The sequence below is a fragment of the Hominimerdicola alba 8 genome (assembly GCF_000178155.2).
GTDB classification, from domain to species: domain Bacteria; phylum Bacillota; class Clostridia; order Oscillospirales; family Ruminococcaceae; genus Hominimerdicola; species Hominimerdicola alba_C.
This window is the reverse complement of record NZ_ADKM02000122.1, coordinates 159,892-183,151: the sequence shown is the minus strand read 5'-3', so window position 1 is coordinate 183,151 and position 23,260 is coordinate 159,892. Positions and strand designations below refer to the sequence as shown.

The following is a 23,260-nucleotide window of genomic DNA, read 5'->3' as shown; positions in this document are numbered from 1 at the left end:
CAAAAAAGCAGAGCATAAAAGCTCTGCTTTTTCTATTCACAGTGATATTCTGCAAACGAAAGGACATCAAACTATCTACTCTATCACAGCTGCACCATCTGCACCGAGTTTAATGCCGTCTATCTCAGCATCGCTGAGCATGACACCGTCATAATCGAAATAATACTGCTTGCCATCGATATCGAGCCAGCCGATAGCAACTTTTCCGCCGCTGAGAGCATAGTACTTATCACCGCTCCAGCTTACCCAGCCTTCTGTAAGATATCCGTTTTCTCCAACAATGTAGTATTCACCATTATAGTTGATCGGACCTTTCACCATAACTCCGTGTTCGAGGTAATATCGCTTATCTTCTATGGTCTTCCAGCCTTCCTGCAATGTGCAGTCATCACCAAAATAATAGTCGATACCGCCGATCTTGTTCCACCCCTTTGAAGCAGTATGATCGGCACCGAAATAGTAGGTCTTGTTGTTGTCAAAATTGACCCATTTGTTGGATACTGCGCCATCTTCACTCAGGTAGTATATCTTGCCGTCATCATTGTAGATGCCTTTTTTCATAACGCCTTCTTCATCAAAGAAATAGCGCTTGTCATAAATATCAGTCCACCCGATGGCAGCATTTCCTTCTTCGTCAAAATAATAAGTCTTGCCCTCTTCGGTGTGGAACGAATCTGTAAGCCAGTCTTCATCGCCTTTTTTATACTTTATCTGACCGTCCAGCTTTACGATACCATCAGACAGCACGCCGTCTGCCGAAAAAACATAGTTCTCTTCATTGCCCTTGAACTCGCCTGTGCAGGCTGCACCTGTTTCTCCGAAATAATAGCGCTTGCCGTCAATAGTTGCCCAGCCGATGGTCTTTTTGCCTGTTTCTTCGTCAAAATGAAAGCGATAGTCGCCAACTTTTATCCAGCCGTATGCCAGCGTATAGTCACTGTAAAAATAGTAGTCACCCAGCACCTCACTGCCGAATTTATCATAGACATCTTTCTGGAATTTACCGATCGTTTCATCTTTGTACTTTTCTTCAAGTTCGTCATAACGAACCTTATCATCACCTGTCAGTGCGCGTTTATCTTCATCAGAAAGTTTTGCAAATTTGCGCAGGTCTGACATATCTTTCTTGAACAGCTTGACATCAGCTGCGGCGCTGCCTATTGAAGCCCAGCCGTAAGCAGCTTCATGTGTTTCAGGATAGAAATAGTATTTCAGCATGACAGGTTCCTGAGTGTAAGGTATAAGCTCTTTTCCCGGAAGTTCAGTCCAGCCGCTTGCGACAACACCGCCGCGTCCGAAATAGTATTTCAAACCATCTATGGTCTGCCAGCCGTCTTTTAGCTTGTACTCATCATCGAAATAATAATAGTCCTCACCGATAAGAACAAAGCCTTTCGCAGCCTGACCCTTTTCATTGAAATAGAACTTTGCGTCCTTTTCCTCATACCAGCCGACTGTCATTATGCCATCAGAAGAAAAATGGTACATGTTACCGTCTATCTTCTTCCAGCTTTTTATCATCTCAGACTTATCATCAAAATAGTAGGTATTGCCATCTATCTCATAAAAACCTTTAACACAAGCGCCTGTTTCATCGTCAGCATAGAAATAATTGCCGTCTTTTTCTATCCAACCTCGGTGCATAACGCCATTTTCATTGAAAAGATAGCGCTCGCCGCTTATGACTTTCCAATCGTTAGCCATTTTACCGTCGCTGTCGAAATAATATACTTCGCCCTCTATCTCATAGAAGCCGACAGCCATTTCGCCGTCACTCTTGAAATAATACTGAGAGCCGCCCACATTCACCCAGCCGCGATACTGTTTGCCGTTGTCATCGAAATATGAATTTCCCGAAAAACCTGAACTTGGGAAGCCGTGTTCATCAAAGTAATATTCGTCACCATTAATGTTTACCAGCCCTGTTCTGAAAACACCTGATTCAGTGGAGAAGTAATATTTTACCCCATCGACCTCGACTGTGCCGCGCTGTATTATGCCATCACTGCCGATATAATAGGTGTCACCACGAAAATCGTGCCAGCCCGGAGGCAATATTATACCGTTATCATCAAAAAGGTAACAGGAATTGTCGATTATCTGATAACCTGTCACACGCTCATTAGTTTCAGGGGAAATATAATAAGTGCCCTCCGCATGGGTATGCCAGCCGACAGAATAGAACGACTGATACACCAGATAGCCTGTGAAACAAAGTCCCACGACAGCTGTGCTGACAAGTGCCGCGATAGTATTTCTGACACTTCTGTAATGCGCTATCCTGCGGGTCTTATCACGGATAAATCCATTTTCCAAGCCATTGGTACTCATGCAGGGACAATTCCTTTCCTAAAATATTACCTTAATAGTATACCACATTTTATCATTCAATGCAACCATTTTAACCAAATCTTCACCCGATTTTCAGACAAGCAAACAAAAAAGTCGGGCGCACACGACTTTCTGTATCAATAAAATTTTGCTATATCATCAAGTTCGCGGCGGCGTGGCTTTTTAGGCTCTTCATCGGCATAACCCAAAGCAAGCACAGCTCCTATCTCCTCATTTTCAGGGATATCAAGTACCTCACGAAGCTTCTGTGCGTCCCTTATACCCATTACCAGCGTATCAAGCCCCATCTCTTTAGCTTTGAGAAGGAAAAGCATGTTGTGAAGACCTAAGTCATAGCAGCCCCAGCCGTTACCAAGTTCGTTTATAGGCTTACCATCATCGTTAAAGCCCACATTGTTCTTCTCAAAAGCAGTTACTATAAGTGCTGCATTGACAGAGCGCTGCTCATTGAACGACGGGAAACAAGTTGTTCTGACTGCCTCACGCTTCTCTTTGGAAAGAACACAGTAATACTTGCTGGTCTGCTGATTTTTCCATGAAGGTGCCTGCTGAGCTGCTTTTATGATCTCTTCAATCTGCTCACGAGTCACTTCCCTGTCAGCGTATTTTCTAACACTTCTTCTGCTTTCGATAAGCTGCTGAAATTCCATTTTAAACACTCCTTAACATCTGCCTGCTTTTTTTGCAGTTTTAGATTTATACATTTCAATATCGGCAAGGGTTATCATCTTTTCCAGACTTTCAAACTTGCTTCCGTCAACAGTGTAAAAACCACAGCTGCATGATACTTTATAAGGCATGCCGCTCTCGTTATTATAACTGTTTAGTTCCTTTTCGATCGATTCGATATATTGTTTTTCCATGCCCTTTTCAAGTCTTGAACTGATGACCACGAACTCATCGCCGCCTGTTCTGCAACAAACGCTCTCATCAGGCATGGCAGTTTTAATAGAAAGTGCAGCCCTGCATATCGCGTTATCGCCGCTTTGGTGACCGTAATTATCATTTATTGGCTTAAGGTCATCAATATCTACTGAAAACACTGTGATAGTACTGTTATTTCTTACCGCATCAGCAACCAGATCTTCACCAAAGCTATTCATTCCGCGACGATTATAAAGTTCTGTCAGAGGATCACGCACATACAGATTTTCCAGTTTTTTCACCACATATTTCAGCTGATTTTTCATGTAGAAGCTGCCTGCATTATTTGCGATATTCAGCACCCATGTGGTGAACAAGTCGCCTGAACCGCCTACATAGCTGGGTTCATAAGCCAGATAGCCCATTATATCATCTCGGTAATAGAGCGGCGAAAAAGCCATAAAGACCATCTTTTCACCGTCCAGAAAGTTCTTGATGGGCACAAGGTCTTTAGACCTGAATTCAGTCCTGACAGGGACTTTGCCTTGTCTGTCGAGCATACAGACCATATCTTCCGCAATGCGCGTTGTATCCGCTGAGATACCATCGTCCTCACTCTTTTCAAAGTAAGAAGAAATACAGACATACAGATTCTTCATATAAAAAAAGTCTGCCCCTGAGATACAGTCAGCAAAAAGTTCTTCCGAATTTTCAGCCGCTGCAAGTCTGGTATTCATATCTATCAGGGTATGGTTGAACTCCAGATTTCTGGTACGGAAAGCGATCTGCTCACCATAGAAATCTTCATTCCTGTCTTTTTTAGGTACACAGCCACAGGATTGTCTGGTGATAAGTTCAGATTCAACATAAAGATCTCTGCTGACTTCTTCGCCAGCCCAGATCCTTTCCAGTGTTTTGACTGCTTCAACGCCCGCTCTGCCATAAGCATGGCGCGATGTTGTCAGTGTAGGCGAATACAACTCACTTTCCTTTATGCCGTCAAAACCTGTCACAATAATATCTTCCGGTATCCTGTAACCATGAGATTTCAGGCAATCCATACAGAAAAAAGCCATCATATCACTGGCACAGGCAATAGCTTCCGGCAGATCCCCTTCTTTAAGGAAATCCTCTGTCACATCATAAGCCTTGCGCCAGAACCTGCCATAACCGACACGTTTTTCTTCAAATGGTATGCCATGTTCTTCAAGAACTTTTTTGTATGCAGCAAGGCGTATCTCTGTTTCATAATTTCCCGGGAAACCGCCAATGAAATTTATTTTTGTCAGCCCATGTTCTTCAACCAGATGACGCACGCATAATTCCATTGCATTACGGTCGCTCAGCAAGATATTGTGATCCAGTGGGTGATCGGGATCAGCGACGTTTATCACAGGTACATTCTTGGCTTCTGCGCGATCTGCAACTTCGTCAATAATGCTTTCTCTGATCATAGTGTCACCAAGTATAAGCACACCGTCTACAAGATCATAATTTATAAGATCAAATATCTCAGATTCACCGTTAAGTATGCTTTCTGAGTATGGTCGCTCGGTATAGACAGGCTGTTTTCTCAGAAGATTGACAAATATCAACAGATTTATATCCTTATCAAGGCAGGTGCGCCATACACCGTCAACGATGCGACTTTCCTTTTCCCAGTCAAAACCTGTCACACACAATGCTATCGTTTTTCTTTTCATGCGTTCACCTACTCTCGTAAAAAAACAATTAAAGGAAAACCATATCTTATATTATACAACAATTTGAAATCAATTGCAATAGCTATTTTAACTTTTTGATAAGTTTCACAAATTAAAAAAAGGCGGATCTCTCCGCCTTTTGCCATTATATTACAGCATTTGCAAGCATCAGCTTTATTCTGTTTTCCTGATTGACTTTGGTAGCACCGGGATCATAGTCTATTGCAACAATATTCGCATCAGGATAAGCCTTTTTGATCACACGCGCACTTCCTTTTGCAACTATGTGATTTGGCAGACAGCCAAAGGGCTGAGTGCATATGATATTCTTCGTGCCTGTTTCAGCAAGTGCCGCCATCTCAGCTGTTATAAGCCAGCCTTCACCCATCTTTACGCCCTGATTGATATATTTGTCAGCGCAGGCGCGAAGATGCTCAAAATCATGCGGAGGCTGGAACACTCCATGCTCGTTGATTATCTTTATCTGCTGTTTCTGGAATTTGTACAGCACATCATAACCGATGCCGTAAATAAGAGTCTTCTTGCTTCTGTTATTATAAAGTTTGCTGTCGTTTACAGCGTCAGATGCGCAGTACATAACAAAGTCAAGCAGTCCGGGAACGTTAGGTTCGCAGCCCTCGCTGAGAAGAAATTCGTTAAGATGATTGTTAGCCAAAGGAGAATACTTGACATATATCTCCCCTACTATACCGACCTTCGGCTTCTTTACTTTAGTTCTCGGCAGTGCTGCAAAATCTTTGAGCATGGCGCGGTATATCCTTGCAGTAGACATATAATCGCGCTTTGTATGGAACAGTTTGCCAAGACGATGCTGCCATCTTGCCAGCAGTTCATCAGTGGAATTTTCGGTTATCTCATAAGGTTTGCACTGGTTGTACAGCAGCATGAGCATATCACCGTAAAGCACAGCATATATCAGTTTCAGTGCGATGGTGGGCGAAACTTCTATCGAAGCATCTTTTTCCAGTCCACTGAAATTAAGTGAAAGCACAGGCACCTGAGGATATGTTGAAGAAAGCGCTTTTCTCAGCAGATGGATATAATTAGAGGCTCTGCAGCCGCCGCCTGTCTGTGAGATAAGAAGTGCTGTATGGTCAGGGTCATACTTGCCGCTGTTTAGTGCGTCAAGAAACTGACCTATAACAAGCAGTGCGGGGTAGCAAGTATCGTTATGGACATTTTTCAGACCCTCGTCGATAACGCTTCTTGTGGAGGTCTGCAAAAGTTCCATACGATAACCGTACTGTTCATAAATAGCCATTATCAGCTTAAAATGAATAGGCAGCATATCGGGTACCAGCACAAGATAGTCAGCTTTTTTGGATTTGTCAAAATATGACTTTTTTACTCTGTCAGAGCCTGAATGGGGTATATTACATGTGTTAGTCGTTTCAGACATTTCTATTCCTCCGAATTATCTATGCTCTTTTAGCGGCAAGCTGAGCGTCTTTTTCTTCAAGTGCCGCCGCCAGTGAACGCAGCCTTATCTTTGCTGCGCCGAGATTGGTTATCTCGTCGATCTTGAGCTGAGTGTAGAGCTTTCCCTGTTCTTCCAGTATAGCCCTTACTTCGTCAGTAGTGACAGCATCGATGCCGCAGCCAAAGCTGACCAGCTGAACAAGCTGCATGTCATCATGTTCACAAACATACTTCGCGGCACGATAAAGTCTTGAATGATAAGTCCACTGATTAAGCACATCGAGTGCGGGAGTATCGACCAGACTTGCAACACTGTCCTCAGTAATGACAGCAAAGCCGAGCGATGCTATCAGCTTATGTATGCCGTGATTTATTTCGGGATCGATGTGGTAAGGTCTGCCAGCCACAACTATTATTTTCTGACCCTTGCGCCTTGCTTCACGCATTATCTCCTGCGCCTTGCCCTTTATATCGCGGCGGAAGTCAAGCTGTGACGAATATGCCCTGTTCAGCAGAGCCATGACCTGCTTGGCGGTTATGCCGTATTTTTTCAATGTTTTCGCCATGACCTTAGCCACATGACTCTTATTGTTCAAGTCTATGTAAGGCGCCAAGAAATTATCTTCTGTCAGCTTATCGTTGTTAGCTTTAAGTAGTTCAGGATAATACGCAACTACAGGACAATTATAGTGGTTGTCAGAACCACCCTCGTCTATATTATAACTCATGCAGGGGTAAAATATGAAGTCAACACCCTTTTCCAGCAGACTTTCGATATGACCGTGTGCCAGCTTTGCAGGATAGCAGACAGTATCAGATGGTATGGTCTGCTGACCTTTGTAGTAGGTCGCCCTTGTAGACTCCTCCGAGAATACGACTTCAAATCCCAGATCAATGAAAAGCTGTGCAAAGAACGGCATAAGGTCGTAATATGAAAGACACAGCGGCAGACCTACTCTGGCGACAGGTTTCATGCGAGGCTTTTTCTCTTCCAGTTCCTTGATATAGTTGTATTTGTATTCTATCATGTTTTCAGTGCGGTCGGTTATCTTGATGCCTGCACCTTTTTCACAGCGGTTACCTGAAATAAAACGGTGACCGTCGCTGAAGCGTATCACTGTCAGATTGCAGTGCGCACCGCATCCGCCGCACTGTACTGCGCGGCTGGTGTATGTGAAATTATCAAGTTCATCTTTGGTTATAAGTCCCGAAGTTGTCAGCGAACCTGCTGATTTTTCCTTAGCAAAAAGGGCACAGCCCAGCGCGCCCATCAGACCGGCAATTGCGGGGCGGATAACATTTCTGCCAAGTTCCTGCTCAAAAGAGCGCAGTACAGCGTCATTCAGGAAAGTGCCGCCCTGTACTACGATATTTTTACCAAGTTCATCGATGGACTTTGCTCTGATAACTTTATAGACAGCATTCTTGATTATAGATGCTGACAGACCGGCGGAGATATCCTCAACGGTAGCACCATCTTTCTGAGCCTGTTTTACAGAGCTGTTCATAAAAACAGTACAGCGCGAACCGAGTTCGACAGGTGCTTTTGCGAAAAGACCAAGCTGAGCGAAATTGGCAATATCGTAGCCCATCGCACCTGCGAATGTCTGAATAAACGAACCACATCCCGAAGAACAAGCCTCGTTCAGCATGATACTGTCGATAGCATTATTTTTTATCTTGAAACACTTGATATCCTGACCGCCTATATCGATGATAAAGTCAACATCAGGGCAGAAATAAGCTGCCGCTTTATAATGCGCGACTGTTTCAACGATGCCGTAATCGACACCAAGTCCTGCCTTGATAAGTTCCTCACCGTAACCCGTTACTGCGGAAGCCTTGATATTCAGTTTTTTACCTGCCAGTCTGTAGATATCTTTCAGCTTAGATGCGATGATATCCAGCGGCTGACCCTGATTTGAGCAGTAGTGCTGATACAGCAGCTTGCCCTCAGGAGTTATGAGTACCAGCTTTGTTGTAGTAGAACCTGCGTCGATACCAAGATAAGCATCGCCCTCATAGGTCATTATATCTTCATACTTAAGATCGGATTTCTTGTGGCGTTCTATGAACTCGGCATAATCATCCTGAGATTCAAACAGCCTTCTGCCGACAACGATATTGTCATTTGTCTTTTCATTGGCTATCTTGCCGAGTGCTTCATCAATTGTGACTTCTTCGCCAAGATCATGTGCATGGAGCGCAGCGCCGTAAGCTATATAACATGAAGACCTTTCAGGCAGGATAGCCTTATCGTCTTCCAGAGAAAGTGTCTTTTTGAAAGTTTCGCGAAGCGCACTGAGATATGTGAGCGGTCCGCCGAGAAACAGCACTTTGCCTTCGATCTTTCTGCCCTGTGCCAGACCTGAAACAGTCTGATCGACAACAGCTTGGAATATCGAAGCTGATATATCCTCCTTTTTGGCACCCTGATTGAGCAGCGGCTGGATATCAGACTTTGCAAAAACGCCGCAGCGCGAAGCTATCGGGTAGGTCTTTTCAGCTTTCATTGCCAGATCGTTCATATCATCAGGGGTAACACCCAGCAGACCTGCCATCTGATCGATAAATGCGCCTGTACCGCCGGCACATGAACCGTTCATACGCTGTTCAACGCCGCCTGTCAGGAAAATTATCTTCGCATCTTCACCGCCAAGTTCGATCACAACATCAGCATCAGGATAAGTCTTGTTTACAGCAACGAATGCCGAAAACACCTCCTGTACGAAAGGTATTCCGCAGGCTTCGGCAATACCAAGCCCCGCAGAACCTGTTATGGCGATACGAAATTTATCATCAGGATAACTCTTGCGGATCAGCTTAAGCTGTTCTGCCACAGTTTCACGGACACGTGAAAAATGCCGTTCGTATCTGTTATATATAAACTCACCGTCATCTACAATAACGGTCTTGACAGTTGTCGAACCAACGTCGATACCCAGATCATAGATCTTGCTCATCTGAAAAAACCTCCGCAGAAATTACAAATTAGCTTTATTATAACATATTTGCATTCAAATTACAAGTCGATTTTATTAATTTTCAGACAATTGTCAAAAACCGCCGTTTCCATATTTCGGAAGCGACGGTAATTTATAGTATTTATTAGTTTTCCCGCTGCCTGAGAGCCTCCTGCTGTTCTTCGTAAGATACCTCGTTTGCCTCGTTTATAGAGGGAATATCCAGCTTAATCAGCTGTTCAGCCGAAAGTGGTGTGCGCTCGGGCGGTTTCTGATAGAGATGTGCCACATCGTCCATATAATAATCGGTCGAAACGGGCAGATTTTTGCGTCTGAGTTTTTCTTCCACAGAACTGCGCAGGAAGCTGTAAGCCAGTGCCGAAGTCGGTACTGCCATTACCATTCCAACAAAGCCGAACAGACCGCCGAAAACAAGGAGCGAGATGAGGACCCAGAAGCCCGGAAGACCGGTGGAATCGCCCAGTATCTTCGGACCTAAGATGTTGCCGTCAAACTGCTGGAGCACTATAATGAATATTACAAAAATTATGCACTTTTTAGGTTCTAACAGAAGTATCAGCAAAGAGGTAGGCACAGCGCCTATCAGCGGACCGAAAAACGGTATGATATTCGTAACACCTATAAGAACGCTTATCATCGTAGAATATGGCATACCCATGATCGTCAGACCTATAAAACAGATAAGACCGATTATAGTTGAGTCGATCAGTTTGCCTGTGATAAAACCTGAAAATACAGTATTTGCCTGCGAACAAACAGACATTATCTTCTGGCAGGTACGCTTTTTGGTGATGGATATGATTATCTTCTTTATCTGCGCCAGCAGTTTTTCCTTGCTGCAAAGCATATATACAGAAACTATCAGACCCAGCAGGAAATTCTTAACTACTGTAACTACGCCCCATGCGCCTGTAAGGATATTCTCAAGCATTGGCTTTACATTATCGTATATGGTGCCAAGATCTGTGTTGAAATCGCTCAGCCATTTAGTGGCTGCCTGTTCAAGTGATGGATAATTACGCAGGAACTTGTTTATCCATTTCTGTACACTCGCAACTATAGAACCCGTATTGTCAAATATCTCCATCACCGACTTGATGAGTTCGGGGACTACTATAGCGACCAGACCTGTCATAACGCCAAGAAAAAGGAGTTCGGTTATTATGACCGAAATGATCTTGATGAACCCTTTGCGCTTTGTTCGCTGTTCATCCGTCTTATAAAACTTTCGTAAAAGCGCACTTGTCTTTTCCATGATAGGATTTGTCAGGAAAGCAATAACAAGCCCCCATGTAACAGGTTCCATCACTGTAAAAAAGTTCTTGATGCTGTCAAAGATCTCTCCGAAATTGAAAAGAGCCAGCACCAGCAAAACGTTCACTGCTATAACAGCAGCAGCATATACTGCTATGGTCTGATATTTTTTATTTGCATAAAATCTCATGGTTTGTCCTTTCTTTATCTTTGTATTGCTATATATTATAACTCATATTTCATTTAATTGCAAGGGTTTACAAATATTTTTCGATAGAGTTTACCTGTTCACGAAAAATTAACAGTTAGGCTTTAAAAAATCCTATTGACAAAACAGGGAAAATGTAATATACTGTAAAACAGAAAATTTGATATTTGAAATCCTGTGAGCAAAAGTAAGTAGCTGTATGAGGTAGTTTCAGAGAGCTGTCGGTCGGTGTGAGACAGTACGAGGGCATGCAGTGAATGGATTTGTGAGGAGCGGAGCGAAAGTTTTACGAGTATCTCCCGCCGTGTTCCCTACGTTAGTGTGGAGGGGTATTGATCTTGACGGCTTATGCCTGATAGTGCGTACCTTACTGAGCCGACTTTTATGTCGGGAAAATGGGTGGCACCACGGTTCTATCGTCCCATGATCTTGAAGATCATGTGTTGATAGGGCTTTTTTTATTGCCATTTTTGCTTAGGGATAACGATTCCAAGGAGGAAAACATTATGCTGTATCCAAAACTTGAAGACGTCAGAAAGCACTTGAAAGATTACAAAACTGTCCCTGTATTCTACGAACTGCTGATGGACAACTACACGCCTATCCAGCTATTCAACTGCCTGCACGAACTGTATGAAGACTGTTTTATACTTGAATCGGTGGACAACAAAGACAAGTGGGGGCGCTATTCCTATGTTGGCATTGACCCTAAGGCTGAATATGAACTGCGTGACCATGTTATGACCATCAAGCAGGCAGGCAAAGCACCAGTCACACAGAAACTTGATGACCCGATAGAGTTCCTTTCAAATATAATCGAGGAACACCGTTCGCCAAGATTTAACAACTACCCAAAGCTGACAGGCGGTCTGATGGGATATTTCGCTTACGATATGGTGAGATATTTCGAGAAAAAGCTGACCAATATCCCACACGATGACCTTAACATGCCCGATGCAGACCTGTTCATGTTTGAAAAGCTGGTGGCTTACGATCACCTCAGCAATAAGGCTGTAATAATACTGAACATCAACGCAAGCGATGATATAGATGAAAAATATGCAGCATGTGAACAGACTGCGCTGGATATAGTCGTTGCACTGAAAAGCTATCAGCCCGAAATAAGAAAGAGAAAGCCCATGCCCGAAGAATTTGAGGTCAGGTCAAATATATCAAAAGATCAGTACATGGCAAATGTCAGAAAGGCAAAGGAGTATATCGCTGACGGCGACATTTTCCAGATAGTTCCATCACAGCGCTTTGAGATAGACAACCCGCCTGACAGCTTTGATGTTTACAGAATGCTCAGAAGCACAAATCCATCACCGTATCTGTTCTATTTCAAGCATGCAGACTACGCATTTGCAGGTGCTTCACCCGAAATGCTGGTGAGCGTTGAGAACGGCACTGTTGTCACAAGACCTATCGCAGGCACAATAAAGCGCGGCGAAACACACGATGAAGACCTTGCTAACGAGCAGCAGCTCATAAACGACCCAAAGGAACGTGCCGAACATACTATGCTTGTGGATCTTGGCAGAAATGATATCGGCAAAGTCAGCGAATTTGGCAGTGTCGAAGTCACTGACCTGATGGTGATCGAGAGATATTCAAAGGTCATGCACATAGTTTCAAATGTCAAAGGCAAGCTGAAAGCTGACAAGAAACCACTTGATGCACTTATGGCAGTTCTGCCCGCAGGTACACTTTCGGGTGCGCCTAAAGTAAGGGCGATGGAGATAATCGACGAGATGGAAACAACCAAAAGGTGTCTGTATGGCGGAACAGTCGGCTATCTTGCCTTTGACGGTTCACTGGATACCTGCATAGCCATAAGGACTGTGCTTTTCAAGAATGACAAGGCTTACGTTCAGGCAGGCGGCGGAGTCGTTGCAGACTCTGTTCCCGAAAACGAGTATGAGGAAAGCTGCAACAAGGCACTGGCTGTTATCAATGCGGTCAAGGAAGCAGCTAAACTCTGACAGCGGGGGAGGAAAAGATCATGATACTTCTTATAGATAATTACGATAGCTTCACATATAACCTTTATCAGGCGATCGGTGTGCTTAACTCCGATATAAGGGTGGTACGAAACGATGAGATAACCATTGACGAGATCGAAAAGCTGAGCCCGCAGGCGCTTGTCATCTCGCCGGGTCCCTGCTATCCGAAAGATGCAGGCATCTCGGTGGAGGCGATAAGAGCTTTCAGCGGAAAGATACCGATACTTGGCGTATGTCTTGGTCACCAGTCGATAGCGGAAGCGTTCGGCGGAAGGATAATACACGCCGCAGAACAGCTTCACGGCAAACAGACCGATATTGACATCGACAACACACAGCCCATCTTCAAAGGACTGAAAAACAAAATATCTGCGGCGAGATACCATTCTCTGATAGCTGAGAAAGAAACTCTGCCCGACTGCCTTGAAATAATAGGCACAGACGATAAGGGTCAGATAATGGCGCTGAAGCACAAGGAACATATGACTTACGGACTCCAGTTCCACCCAGAAAGCATTCTTACCGAATACGGTTCTGTTATACTGGCAAACTTCCTGAGAATGGCGGGCATAGACACAGCATCAGCTGAGATAAATGTTATCCCTGATGCTGAACGTACCGAACTGAAACCTTACATTGCCAAAGTTGTGGACGGTCAGCACCTCACCCGTGATGAGGCACGCGCGGCGATCGATATAATCATGGGCGACAGAGCGACCAATGCACAGACTGCTGCACTCCTGACAGCAATGAGAATGAATGTTGAAACTATCGACGAGATAACAGGCTGTGCTGAGGGCATGCGTGATAAGATGGCGAGAGTACCGCACAACAGCGAAGTGCTTGAAATAGTCGGTACAGGCGGAGATATGGCTAAAAGTTTCAATATTTCGACCACATCTTCATTTGTTATATCTGCTGTCGGTCAGGCTGTTGCAAAACACGGCAACAGAAGCGTTTCATCGAGAAGCGGTGCTGCTGATGTGCTTGAAGCGCTGGGCGTGAAGATAGCTTCTACACCTGAAAAAGCCGCCGCCTGCATCGACGAAGTAGGCGTATGCTTCCTGTTTGCACAGAGTTACCACAAAGCGATGCGTTTCGTTGGCCCTGTAAGAGCGCAGAGCGGCATAAGAACTGTGTTCAATATACTCGGACCTCTTGCAAATCCTGCAAATGCGGAGTATAATGTAATAGGTGTGTACGAGGAAAGGCTGATAGACATAGTTGCCAATGTTCTGAAAAATCTCGGCGTAAAGCATTCGCTGGTGGTTTATGGAACTGACGGTCTTGACGAGATCTCTATCTCTGCGCCGACAATGATAGCTGAGATAAACAACGGTGAGATATACAAATTTACCCTCACACCCGAAGATGTAGGACTTACCACCGCAAAGAAGAAGGATATCGTCGGCGGAGATGCACTGGAAAATGCCGCAATAACGCTCGGTATACTGAACGGCGAGATACAGGGTGCAAAGCGCGATATAGTTCTCTTCAACGCAGGTGCGGCGCTGTATGTCAGCGGCAAGGCTGACAACATCGAGGCAGGCGTAAGACTTGCACGCGAAGCCATCGATAGCGGTGCGGCACTTGAACAGCTGAACAAGCTGATAGAGTTCACCAACAGAGGTTGATGCTATGATATTAGATGATATAGTTGCACAGCGCAGGATACAGCTTAAACGAGAGCAGGAGAAATGCCCGCTCAGCAAAATGCGGCGCAGGGCTGAGATACAGCTGACGGAGCGCACTCCCCTTTCGCTGGCAGAAGCACTCAAAAAAGATACACTATCCTGCATTTGCGAGGTAAAAAAAGCATCGCCCAGCAAGGGACTGATACGCGAGGACTTTCGCCCTGTGGACTTTGCAAAGGAATACGAAGCCGCAGGCGCAAATGCCATAAGCTGCCTGACGGAAGAGCATTATTTTCAGGGCAGTTCGCAGTTTCTTGCGGATATACGCAAGGCGGTCAGCATACCGATACTGCGTAAGGATTTCATCTTCGATGAATACCAGATATTCGAGGCTGCCGCTCTGGGTGCGGACGCTGTGCTGCTGATAGCGGCGGTGCTTGAACTGCCTGACTTTGAAAGGCTTTACAAACTGGCTAAAACTCTGGGGCTGAGCGTGCTGGGCGAGATGCACACCGTTGAAGAGATGCAGGAGTATGCTCTCGAACGCGAGGGCATGGTGATAGGTGTCAACAACCGCAATTTAAAGACCTTTGAGGTCAGCCTTGACACAGTGCAGAAGCTAAAGCCTTATGCTCCCGACGGCGCAGTCTTCGTTTCGGAAAGCGGCATAAAGACCAATGACGACATGAAAATGGTTCGCAGTCTTGGGGCTGATGCAGTGCTTATCGGTGAAACGCTTATGAGGAGCGAAAGCATAACAGATAAGCTGAAAGAACTCAGAAAAGATATTTAGGAGGAAAATAAATGAGCAAGATAGGACGTTTCGGTGATTTCGGCGGACAGTATATCCCCGAAACAGTTATGACTGCTGTCCATGAACTGGAAGCGGCTTACGATAAATACAAGGACGACCCGCAGTTCAAAGCTGAACTTGCAGAACTTTACCGCGATTATGCCAACAGACCTTCGATGCTGTATTATGCCGAGAAGATGACCAAAGATCTGGGCGGCGCAAAGGTATACATCAAGCGCGAAGATCTCAACCACACAGGCGCACACAAGATAAACAACGTGCTGGGTCAGCTTTTGCTGGCAAAGAAGATGGGAAAAAAGCGTATAATAGCTGAAACAGGTGCGGGTCAGCATGGTGTTGCTACTGCCACTGTATGCGCACTGATGGGGCTTGAATGTGAAATCTACATGGGTTCTACCGACATGGAAAGACAGTCGCTGAACGTTTACAGAATGAATTTGCTGGGCGCTAAGGTGACAGGAGTCAACAGCGGAACAGCTACTCTGAAAGATGCTATAAACGAGGCTTTCCGCGACTGGTGCTCAAATATCGACACCACTTTCTACTGCATAGGTTCTGTTATGGGACCTCACCCATATCCCACAATGGTACGCGATTTCCAGAAGATAATCAGCGAAGAGATAAAAGCTCAGATCATGGAACGTGAAGGCAGACTGCCTGATGCAGTGGTCGCATGTGTGGGTGGCGGTTCCAACGCAATGGGCGCTTTCTATGACTTCATCGAAAACAAAGAAGTTCGTCTTATAGGTGCGGAAGCCGCAGGCAGAGGCATCGACACACCCGACCATGCGGCAACGGTCGCTATGGGTGACTTAGGCATCTTTCATGGTATGAAGTCACTGTTCTTACAGAACGAGTATGGTCAGATCGATGAAGTTTATTCCATCTCGGCTGGTCTTGACTATCCGGGTATAGGTCCTGAACACGCTTATCTGCATTCGATCGGCAGGGCTGATTATTACAGCATAACCGATGAAGAAGCAGTCAATGCGTTTGAGTATCTCTCAAAGACCGAAGGCATAATACCTGCCATCGAGTCCGCACATGCTGTCGCAGCAGCAATGAGGATGATCCCCGAAATGGATAAAGACCAGATAGTTGTTATAAACCTTTCTGGCAGAGGCGACAAGGACGTTTATTCGATAGCAAGATACAGAGGAGTTGAGTTAGATGAAAAATAGGATAGATGCGTGCTTTGAAGCACTTAAAGCCGAGGGCAGAAAGGCGCTTGTTACTTTCGTTACAGCAGGTGACCCCGACCTCGCAACGACCGAAAATCTTGTTACTGAAATGTTTGACAGCGGCGCTGACCTTGTTGAGATAGGTGTGCCTTTCTCCGACCCGATAGCTGAGGGCGGCACTATTCAGAGGGCATCGCTGAGGTCGCTGAAACACAACACCAACCTCGACCAGATATTTGAAATGTTAAGCCGTCTGCGTGATACCACAGATAAGCCGATACTTCTGATGATGTATATAAACACAGTGTTCCGCTACGGCACAGAGAAATTCTTTGACAACTGCAAAAAGGTGCAGATAGACGGCGTTATTATTCCCGATATGCCTTTTGAAGAGCGCGATGAAGTCAAGGAATACGCAGAAAAGACAGGTGTCAGAAGCATTTATCTTGTAGCACCTACTTCAAAAGAGCGTGTTAAGATGATAGCAGAGGAATCAAAGGGATTTCTCTACATCGTTTCTTCACTGGGTGTTACAGGTACAAGAAGCGAGATAAGCACTGACTTTGATAAACTGCTCGCACCGCTCAAAGAGGGCAATTACTGCCCAGCCTGCATCGGTTTCGGAATATCGAACGGCGAACAGGCTAAGAAAATGGCTTCCTACTGCGACGGCTGTATCATCGGTTCGGCTATCGTGAATATTGTCGAAAAATATGGCAAGGACAGCATTCAGCCTGTTGGCGAATTTGTAAAGAGCGTAAGAGAAGCGCTTGATTCATAAGTAAAAAACGGACAGCTATGAACCGAACCATAAAAAACGTACAATGACAAAAAAGCCTCCCTAAGATCAAGACATTTGCTGAAGCGAAACAACTTATTGATGATTATATCTATTTCTACAATCATCGTTGGCGTGACTTTTTCTGGCATTGGAGGAAATAGTTTTATTACTACCTATCTTAGGTTTTATGGAAGCCGAGGACAAGTCCTTTGGACCGGAGGTTATAATGGACCGAGAAATAGTATGAGTATGTACTGTGGTACTAATGTATACAGGATTAGCGCTAAAGCTAGTAAGGGTTCTGAGTCAGTATCAATTACTGGGTTTGGAAACTGTTCTGTAAGATAAATTAAACAAAGGCGATGTGTTTCTGCACATCGCCTTTATGTTTAGAGGTGAAAAGATATAAAGCTAATAAAACAGAGAAGCGTTTTTTCGTTTTCTTGTTATTTTGTTTCAGTGGAATATGCTGATCATCATTGGAATTCTTAAAATATGCTTATTTGATGTCGAGGATATGATACACTTCTTAAGGTAGGTTATATCCGTAGGCTGTTATCATCTCAGCGATGAGTTTTATATCTTTGAGTCTGTACTTTTTTGGATACTGTCAGGATACATGCTTTTTTTGTTGTCATCTTCGGTGTAATTTTTCAATTCATCGACGTTTTTTCTGATATTTTCGACAATCATATCTGTATCGGTTGTTTTGCCTTCTGCGAGTCTAGCAAGCAGCATTATTATGTGCAATCAGATGAACTATTATCCCTAAGTTTGACCACATTAAAACCGTCATTTGTTTTATTGCTCTTTCGGCTTTCTTTTTTAAAGAAAACCAAAGAGTTTACTGCATATTCTACTGCATATGCAGTAGTCCTCTCATTTTCGTTAAATTTAATTGTTGATATTACAACTTTATAAGCGACTCCAGCATCTCCTGTCCGTCACCCCCTCCAAGTATTGAACGGGAATCAACATATTCATCGTCAGTAGCAGTAACCTGAAAGAACGGTTTCATCGTGACTCCTTTTATCAGATACTCATATAATCTCTTTGGATTTTTCGTAAAATGATGCTTCCTTATGAATCCGTTAAATTCCTTGTTGTAATCCGAATCACGTTCCTCTTTAAACACCTTCAAAAAAGCTTCCTCGGATCTTAATATATCGACACCACATAGATCATCTATATATCCTCTGTATACCGCTAATATATTCATAAACTCATTTATATTTCGGGCTATGATCCCGCATTCCCCCTCTGTACCGATATATCCGATCTTTTCATCATCCAGTACTGCCCATAATCCACCCACACCATCACGGGCAAAAGGCTTAATATTCTTATAACTGCATTCACCGGGTCCCATCATATCATCAAACCAGGATGTATCTTCCTCCATATCCTTCACCCCTGCCTCGTCATAGATTTCTATATCACAATCGAAGTAAAATGCATCCTTCAGGTCTGGATCATTATAGATTTCTTCCAGATAGTCCCGGACATCCTGAGGCAAAGCAGTATTATTGTATGTTTCATGCCCGTCCATAATATAATCAAATTCCTTATTATTTGCCGAAATCTCGTTCTCACTGTACAATTGCTTAAGATCGTTTCTCATGGCTTCGACTACTCCTGCATCGGTCATATCGTCGATCTGCATTTCCTCCATATGCTTCTTAAGCAAAACATCCCTGACTACCGCATACACGATCATGTCATAGCTGTAGTGCTTGAATTTTTTCGTGAAAATATCTTTCCCCTTTTCCACTACCCTGACGACATACTCTTTTTCATCCACTTCGACAAACACCTTACCGTCCTGAGGGTTTTCAACATTTATATATTCTGCTTCTACTCTATCCGCACTTATATAACCCCGGTAAATCCTGTTTATCTTTATCGGCACCCATGTCTTAATGCTGTCTATTGCATCAATTTTATAGATGATTCTTGCTTTTTCAAACAGATCCGCCAGATCCGGATATTCCTTCGACAAAACATCCATATTTCTCGCAAGCGGAAGCGCACTGTCTGATTTGATATCTATCGCATAGTCAACAAGTTCATTAAAGAGCTTTATCGTTTCATCTCTTCTATGCATACTTTGTGATATCAGTGCGATCAAATAATAATAACCCGAGCTATCCGGTATAAAGTCCGTGTTTTTAAAAGGATATTTCATATCCTTTAGTGTGTCCAGGACAACATCGACGATCGCATCATTTTCGGCGAACACTGCCATTTTCTTATAATCTGCCACCGTACCCGGTGTGCGTGCATAAGTCGATAACCTTTTGACGAGCTTCCACACAGCTTCCTTCACATCATCAGAAGCGTGTTCCATCAAAGGCAGCGTCATCTTCTTATGACTGTATTTCTTTAATTCTTCCTCACTTGGGATCTGTTTCTTCATTTTGACCTCCTTATATGCCACGATTTGTTTAACCCATCGTTATCTTCCGATTTTCCTTAATATAACATCTGCATTGCTGCACCTTTCCTCAATAATAGGTACTTTGCTCCAGTTTCTTCTCTCTGCAACCAATTCTATAATGTGATCCGAATTCTCAAACACATCAAAATCAGGATTCTATAACAACGACTGCGACTCCATTAATCAGTTATATAGAATTCCAAAAGCACAAGTTGATCGTCCTTTTTAATAACTCTGCAAGTACTCCACGAATATCCCCAAGATGCATATGATCCATCTGCTGTAATACCGTAATACGCATCTGCTTTTTCGAGAATGTCCAGAAATCTTTTCTTCATCTGCTCGCTGAAATGCCATTCACCACTTATTGACTCAAAATCTGATACACAGTCCTCAATATTCACTAACTCAACATTATCATCTTTTCCTAATACTTTATTCTTAATGAGGATTTCCTTTATCGATTCGGTTGTTGGAATAAGATCGCATCCAAAATAAAAGCTAATTCCACCGTTGGTGTATTCCTCACCCTCCAATTCTACTTCAAGTTCCTTTAGTTTTTCATACATTTCCGTTCTCCTTAGTTAATTATCCCGGAATAGACTTCATTCTACTCAATGGCAGACAACGGCTCGACAATGATCCCTAACGGATCGCAGATCTTTCGTAATTTTGCCGCATCCTTTTCATTGCCAAATATAAGTATCTTTTTCAAATTTTTAAATTGCTTAAGCTCAGCCTCAGAAAGACTGTTAAAATCAAATCTTTCATCTCTGCCATCCCATTCCGGTGCAATGTTCATATATATTTCGTCTGAACCATCCATATTTATTTCAGTCACATGATCTGCAAGCCTTGACGGGATCGGCAGTTCCTTAAAGTATTTTACCGCGGCTCTTATATTTTTATCTGTTTCGAGATTCCAATGCGCCTTCTTATATGCCATATAATCATAAATATCAAAATATGGTTTCAAAACTTCTTGGTTGTACATCAATTCATTTATAACTGCCAATTTAAAATTAAAGGTATCAAACACCAGGCACTTTTCAATTGGGCTCTTAATATCATAATCCACTTCACATTTGGGTCTCTCAGGTTCAAAGGTAATAATCACGTCTTTTAAAAGACGCTCCCCATCATAAAACGCACCTTGATCTTCAGTATAAATTGTTGTCGAAACCTGAATATTTCTTTCCTCCTTACTGCCGGGATCAAGAAGCGGTTGATATCCATATCCCAATATACTTTTCCATGTTTCTTCTTTATCTATCTGTTTTCCCAAAACAGTCAGATTTCCAACGTAATTCTTTTCACTTTTTCCATTCTTAAAATCATATACATTATCTCCGGTCACATACAGTGTTAATCCAACAATATTATGGTCATTATCCTTATAAGCCTTCTTTCTTTTGAGATTACTCAGATATGACGGAGACCCCTCAAATTCCATTCCTAGCTCATCATAATAGTAAGTTATATGAACTGCTTCATCATCTCCATCTGTAACTATCCTCGCCTCTCCTAACAGTTCCTTTATTTCATCATAAGACATCGGAAATTCCAGAACCCGTCCATTTATACTTACTGCGTTATCTAACACATCTATACAATTCATATTTTCATACCTCTCACTGCTGCTATATATTGTCGCTCAATTCACCATAAAACCAAAGATAAGAATTATATGTTTCATCCTCATCATGGATCGTCTCTTTAAATCCTGCTTCTTTTAGATCTGTATGAATATTTCTTTCTTTGGCAAGTGACGAACCATTAGTAATTCTCGACCAATCCTGATATTCATTATGCCGATCCCAAAAAGAATCGTAATACTTCCGACCATAAAAAATGATGATCTGGGAACAAAATAGATCAGGAATACATAAAAAGCAAACAACCTTGCAGAATTTCAATCCATCAGGTTTTGCCTTGAGTATTTCTTCTGTTTTTCTTATCCACGCTTTACAAAACAATGTTTTTATCTTCGACGAAGTTTTTGGCATATCCAACCATACAGAGCCGGGCACATGAAAATGTTCAAATCCCCATTCATTTATTTCGTCAATATCTTGATATGGCTCTATCTCAGCAATATTTTCCAATAGTCTTTTAAATTTTCTCCTTTGTCCCCTTGATTTTCCGTAATACATAGACGTTAACCTTTCATATCATTTTTTCTATCAATAATTATTCTGCGGAGCGTAATAAGGCTTTACATTCAACATAACTCTCATTCTTTCTGTAGGATATGGATTCGGCAGGAACGGCTGCCTTCCGCTCCCCTTGATTATAGCACTTTTCAGTTTGACTGTCAAGGAACATTTCAGCGTAAATTCGGGCTTTATCAGTTACCTTATCAACTATCACCGTGAAAAGATTGAGGAAGAGAATACACGAACAGTTATAGCAGAAGTCGGAGATGAATTTATTATCTCAACCGATACAACTTTGTTTCATAAAACAAGACTAATAAATCAAAAATGTTGTTTTGATGTTGCGGTGCATGATTATACACCTGATGATGATATTATTCTTTTGTGTAACACTCAAAACGTAACTGTTTATGAACTCAGCAATATGAAAATATGTAGGATCCAAAAATACAACAGGATCATTACTTTAGGAACATATTCTGAAGACGATGCCGATATGTACGAATATTTAAACGGTGTAATTGAAGAAGACGAAGATGCAAGTTGTTATTTGAAAGAGTATCTTGAGAAATTGCAGTCAGATTCAATGTTTGATAATAGTAAATGACAATGACACATCACAGGTTGGGATACAAAAATAAAGATCAAAAACTCACGATATGATCTAAATGACCCCAATAAAAAGAAAATATAGTATTTATCGGTGAATTTTTAGGTAGCTGGTACAGCTGACATTAACCGTATATCCGAAAGAAATAGGAGCGCAAAATGAAAAAGAAATTGAAGGTACTGGCAGTTATACTGTCAGCATTTACAGCTTTTTTCTTTATAAGATATAACTCACTGGAGCGAAAGATATTTATTGGTAATATCAGTTATATTTTCGAAATTGACTTTGACAGTGCCAAAATAGATAATAAAGATCATACCATTGAGATCACTTTTGAGCATTCAACAGGCAACGACCACCTGTTCGATACTATAAATAACATCTACACTAATTGCAAACAAATAGTCGCCAATGATGAGAAATACCGGAACTACGATGTTGCTCTCATCATAAAAGATGCTGCTAAAGTTGTATTTTATATGTCAGACAGCGACGTTTATTGTGCAAGAAACCATACCCGACTTCTAATTTCTGTTGCTGATATAAGCCGCGCACACTCTGATTTAGAATATCTGACGCTGGACGATATCCATATCTATGAAAGCGGCGTAGATGTCAGTTCAGCATTATCAGGCGATGAAATATATGCTGATTATTGTAATGTGGATAATTACAAGAACTTTACACAGCTGGAATATGTCAGCTTCTGTGTAAAACCAAGTGATGAAGTCCTCAATTATCTTAAAGAACGTTTTCCTGATTGTGTTATAGAATGTAAATATCCGTGATATATCAGTGTAAGCGTAAGTCGGATGCGAACATTTACTCAAGCGTCGTAA

At 42.8% G+C, this 23,260-nt stretch carries 17 protein-coding genes and 1 other annotated feature; of the genes, 7 read left to right on the top strand and 10 right to left on the bottom strand.

Features of this window, described 5'->3' with window-relative positions; all coding sequences use genetic code 11:
* Window positions 1-75 precede the first annotated feature (75 nt).
* The 6 genes from CUS_RS14970 to CUS_RS14945 all read right to left on the bottom strand — a co-directional run bounded on the left by CUS_RS14970 (window position 76) and on the right by CUS_RS14945 (window position 10,787).
* Window positions 76-2,331, bottom strand: a complete 2,256-nt coding sequence (locus tag CUS_RS14970; RefSeq protein ID WP_037277637.1) for an N-acetylmuramoyl-L-alanine amidase family protein — start codon at window positions 2,329-2,331, stop codon at window positions 76-78.
* Window positions 2,332-2,468: 137 nt separating this feature from the next.
* Window positions 2,469-3,002, bottom strand: coding sequence for a nitroreductase family protein (locus CUS_RS14965; RefSeq protein ID WP_002852301.1), 534 nt, complete (start codon window positions 3,000-3,002; stop codon window positions 2,469-2,471).
* A 12-nt stretch (window positions 3,003-3,014) separates the two neighbouring features.
* Window positions 3,015-4,919 carry a GGDEF domain-containing protein gene (locus tag CUS_RS14960; protein WP_002852197.1) on the bottom strand — a complete coding sequence of 635 codons (1,905 nt, stop codon included), beginning with the start codon at window positions 4,917-4,919 and terminating at the stop codon, window positions 3,015-3,017.
* A gap of 145 nt (window positions 4,920-5,064) precedes the next feature.
* Window positions 5,065-6,339 carry a 2-hydroxyacyl-CoA dehydratase gene (locus CUS_RS14955; RefSeq protein ID WP_002851960.1) on the bottom strand — a complete coding sequence of 425 codons (1,275 nt, stop codon included), beginning with the start codon at window positions 6,337-6,339 and terminating at the stop codon, window positions 5,065-5,067.
* Window positions 6,340-6,358: 19 nt separating this feature from the next.
* Window positions 6,359-9,322: an acyl-CoA dehydratase activase gene (locus CUS_RS14950; RefSeq protein WP_002852055.1), complete on the bottom strand. Its 2,964-nt coding sequence runs from the start codon at window positions 9,320-9,322 to the stop codon at window positions 6,359-6,361.
* A gap of 145 nt (window positions 9,323-9,467) precedes the next feature.
* Window positions 9,468-10,787, bottom strand: a complete 1,320-nt coding sequence (locus CUS_RS14945) for an AI-2E family transporter (RefSeq protein WP_002852357.1) — start codon at window positions 10,785-10,787, stop codon at window positions 9,468-9,470.
* A gap of 186 nt (window positions 10,788-10,973) precedes the next feature.
* Window positions 10,974-11,232: a binding site (T-box leader), on the top strand.
* 79 nt (window positions 11,233-11,311) lie between these two features.
* On the opposite strand from CUS_RS14945, the gene trpE reads away from it, so the two are divergent.
* Genes trpE through trpA form a run of 5 tightly spaced genes read left to right on the top strand, consistent with a single transcriptional unit; the run spans window position 11,312 to window position 17,218 of the window.
* Entirely contained in the window at window positions 11,312-12,787 is a 1,476-nt protein-coding gene (gene trpE, locus CUS_RS14940) for an anthranilate synthase component I (RefSeq protein ID WP_002852358.1), read from the top strand.
* 20 nt (window positions 12,788-12,807) lie between these two features.
* Entirely contained in the window at window positions 12,808-14,442 is a 1,635-nt protein-coding gene (locus tag CUS_RS14935) for a bifunctional anthranilate synthase component II/anthranilate phosphoribosyltransferase (protein WP_002851981.1), read from the top strand.
* Between the two features lie 4 nt (window positions 14,443-14,446).
* Window positions 14,447-15,235, top strand: a complete 789-nt coding sequence (trpC, locus tag CUS_RS14930; RefSeq protein WP_002852267.1) for an indole-3-glycerol phosphate synthase TrpC — start codon at window positions 14,447-14,449, stop codon at window positions 15,233-15,235.
* 11 nt (window positions 15,236-15,246) lie between these two features.
* Window positions 15,247-16,437 (top strand): tryptophan synthase subunit beta, encoded by a 1,191-nt coding sequence (trpB, locus tag CUS_RS14925; RefSeq protein ID WP_002852303.1) that lies wholly within the window; start codon window positions 15,247-15,249, stop codon window positions 16,435-16,437.
* On the top strand, window positions 16,427-17,218 hold the full coding sequence (trpA, locus tag CUS_RS14920; protein ID WP_002852100.1) for a tryptophan synthase subunit alpha: 792 nt from the start codon (window positions 16,427-16,429) through the stop codon (window positions 17,216-17,218). Before trpB ends, trpA begins: the two co-directional genes overlap by 11 nt.
* Window positions 17,219-18,125: 907 nt before the next feature.
* Here trpA and CUS_RS14915 read toward each other — a convergent pair.
* The 4 genes from CUS_RS14915 to CUS_RS18830 form a co-directional block, all read right to left on the bottom strand.
* Window positions 18,126-19,634 carry an SMI1/KNR4 family protein gene (locus tag CUS_RS14915; protein WP_002851997.1) on the bottom strand — a complete coding sequence of 503 codons (1,509 nt, stop codon included), beginning with the start codon at window positions 19,632-19,634 and terminating at the stop codon, window positions 18,126-18,128.
* A 200-nt stretch (window positions 19,635-19,834) separates the two neighbouring features.
* Window positions 19,835-20,224 carry a hypothetical protein gene (locus tag CUS_RS14910; protein ID WP_002852199.1) on the bottom strand — a complete coding sequence of 130 codons (390 nt, stop codon included), beginning with the start codon at window positions 20,222-20,224 and terminating at the stop codon, window positions 19,835-19,837.
* A 41-nt stretch (window positions 20,225-20,265) separates the two neighbouring features.
* Window positions 20,266-21,273, bottom strand: coding sequence for a DUF6892 domain-containing protein (locus CUS_RS18835; RefSeq protein ID WP_002852176.1), 1,008 nt, complete (start codon window positions 21,271-21,273; stop codon window positions 20,266-20,268).
* Between the two features lie 22 nt (window positions 21,274-21,295).
* A complete protein-coding gene (locus tag CUS_RS18830; RefSeq protein ID WP_050792245.1) occupies window positions 21,296-21,808 on the bottom strand; it encodes a DUF3916 domain-containing protein in 513 nt (170 codons plus the stop codon).
* 154 nt (window positions 21,809-21,962) lie between these two features.
* Here CUS_RS18830 and CUS_RS14895 point away from each other — a divergent pair, with 154 nt between their 5' ends.
* Both CUS_RS14895 and CUS_RS14890 read left to right on the top strand, forming a co-directional pair.
* Complete coding sequence (locus tag CUS_RS14895; RefSeq protein WP_157769541.1) at window positions 21,963-22,418, top strand: hypothetical protein; 456 nt, start codon at window positions 21,963-21,965, stop codon at window positions 22,416-22,418.
* Window positions 22,419-22,579: 161 nt separating this feature from the next.
* Complete coding sequence (locus CUS_RS14890; RefSeq protein ID WP_002852340.1) at window positions 22,580-23,209, top strand: hypothetical protein; 630 nt, start codon at window positions 22,580-22,582, stop codon at window positions 23,207-23,209.
* Window positions 23,210-23,260 lie beyond the last annotated feature (51 nt).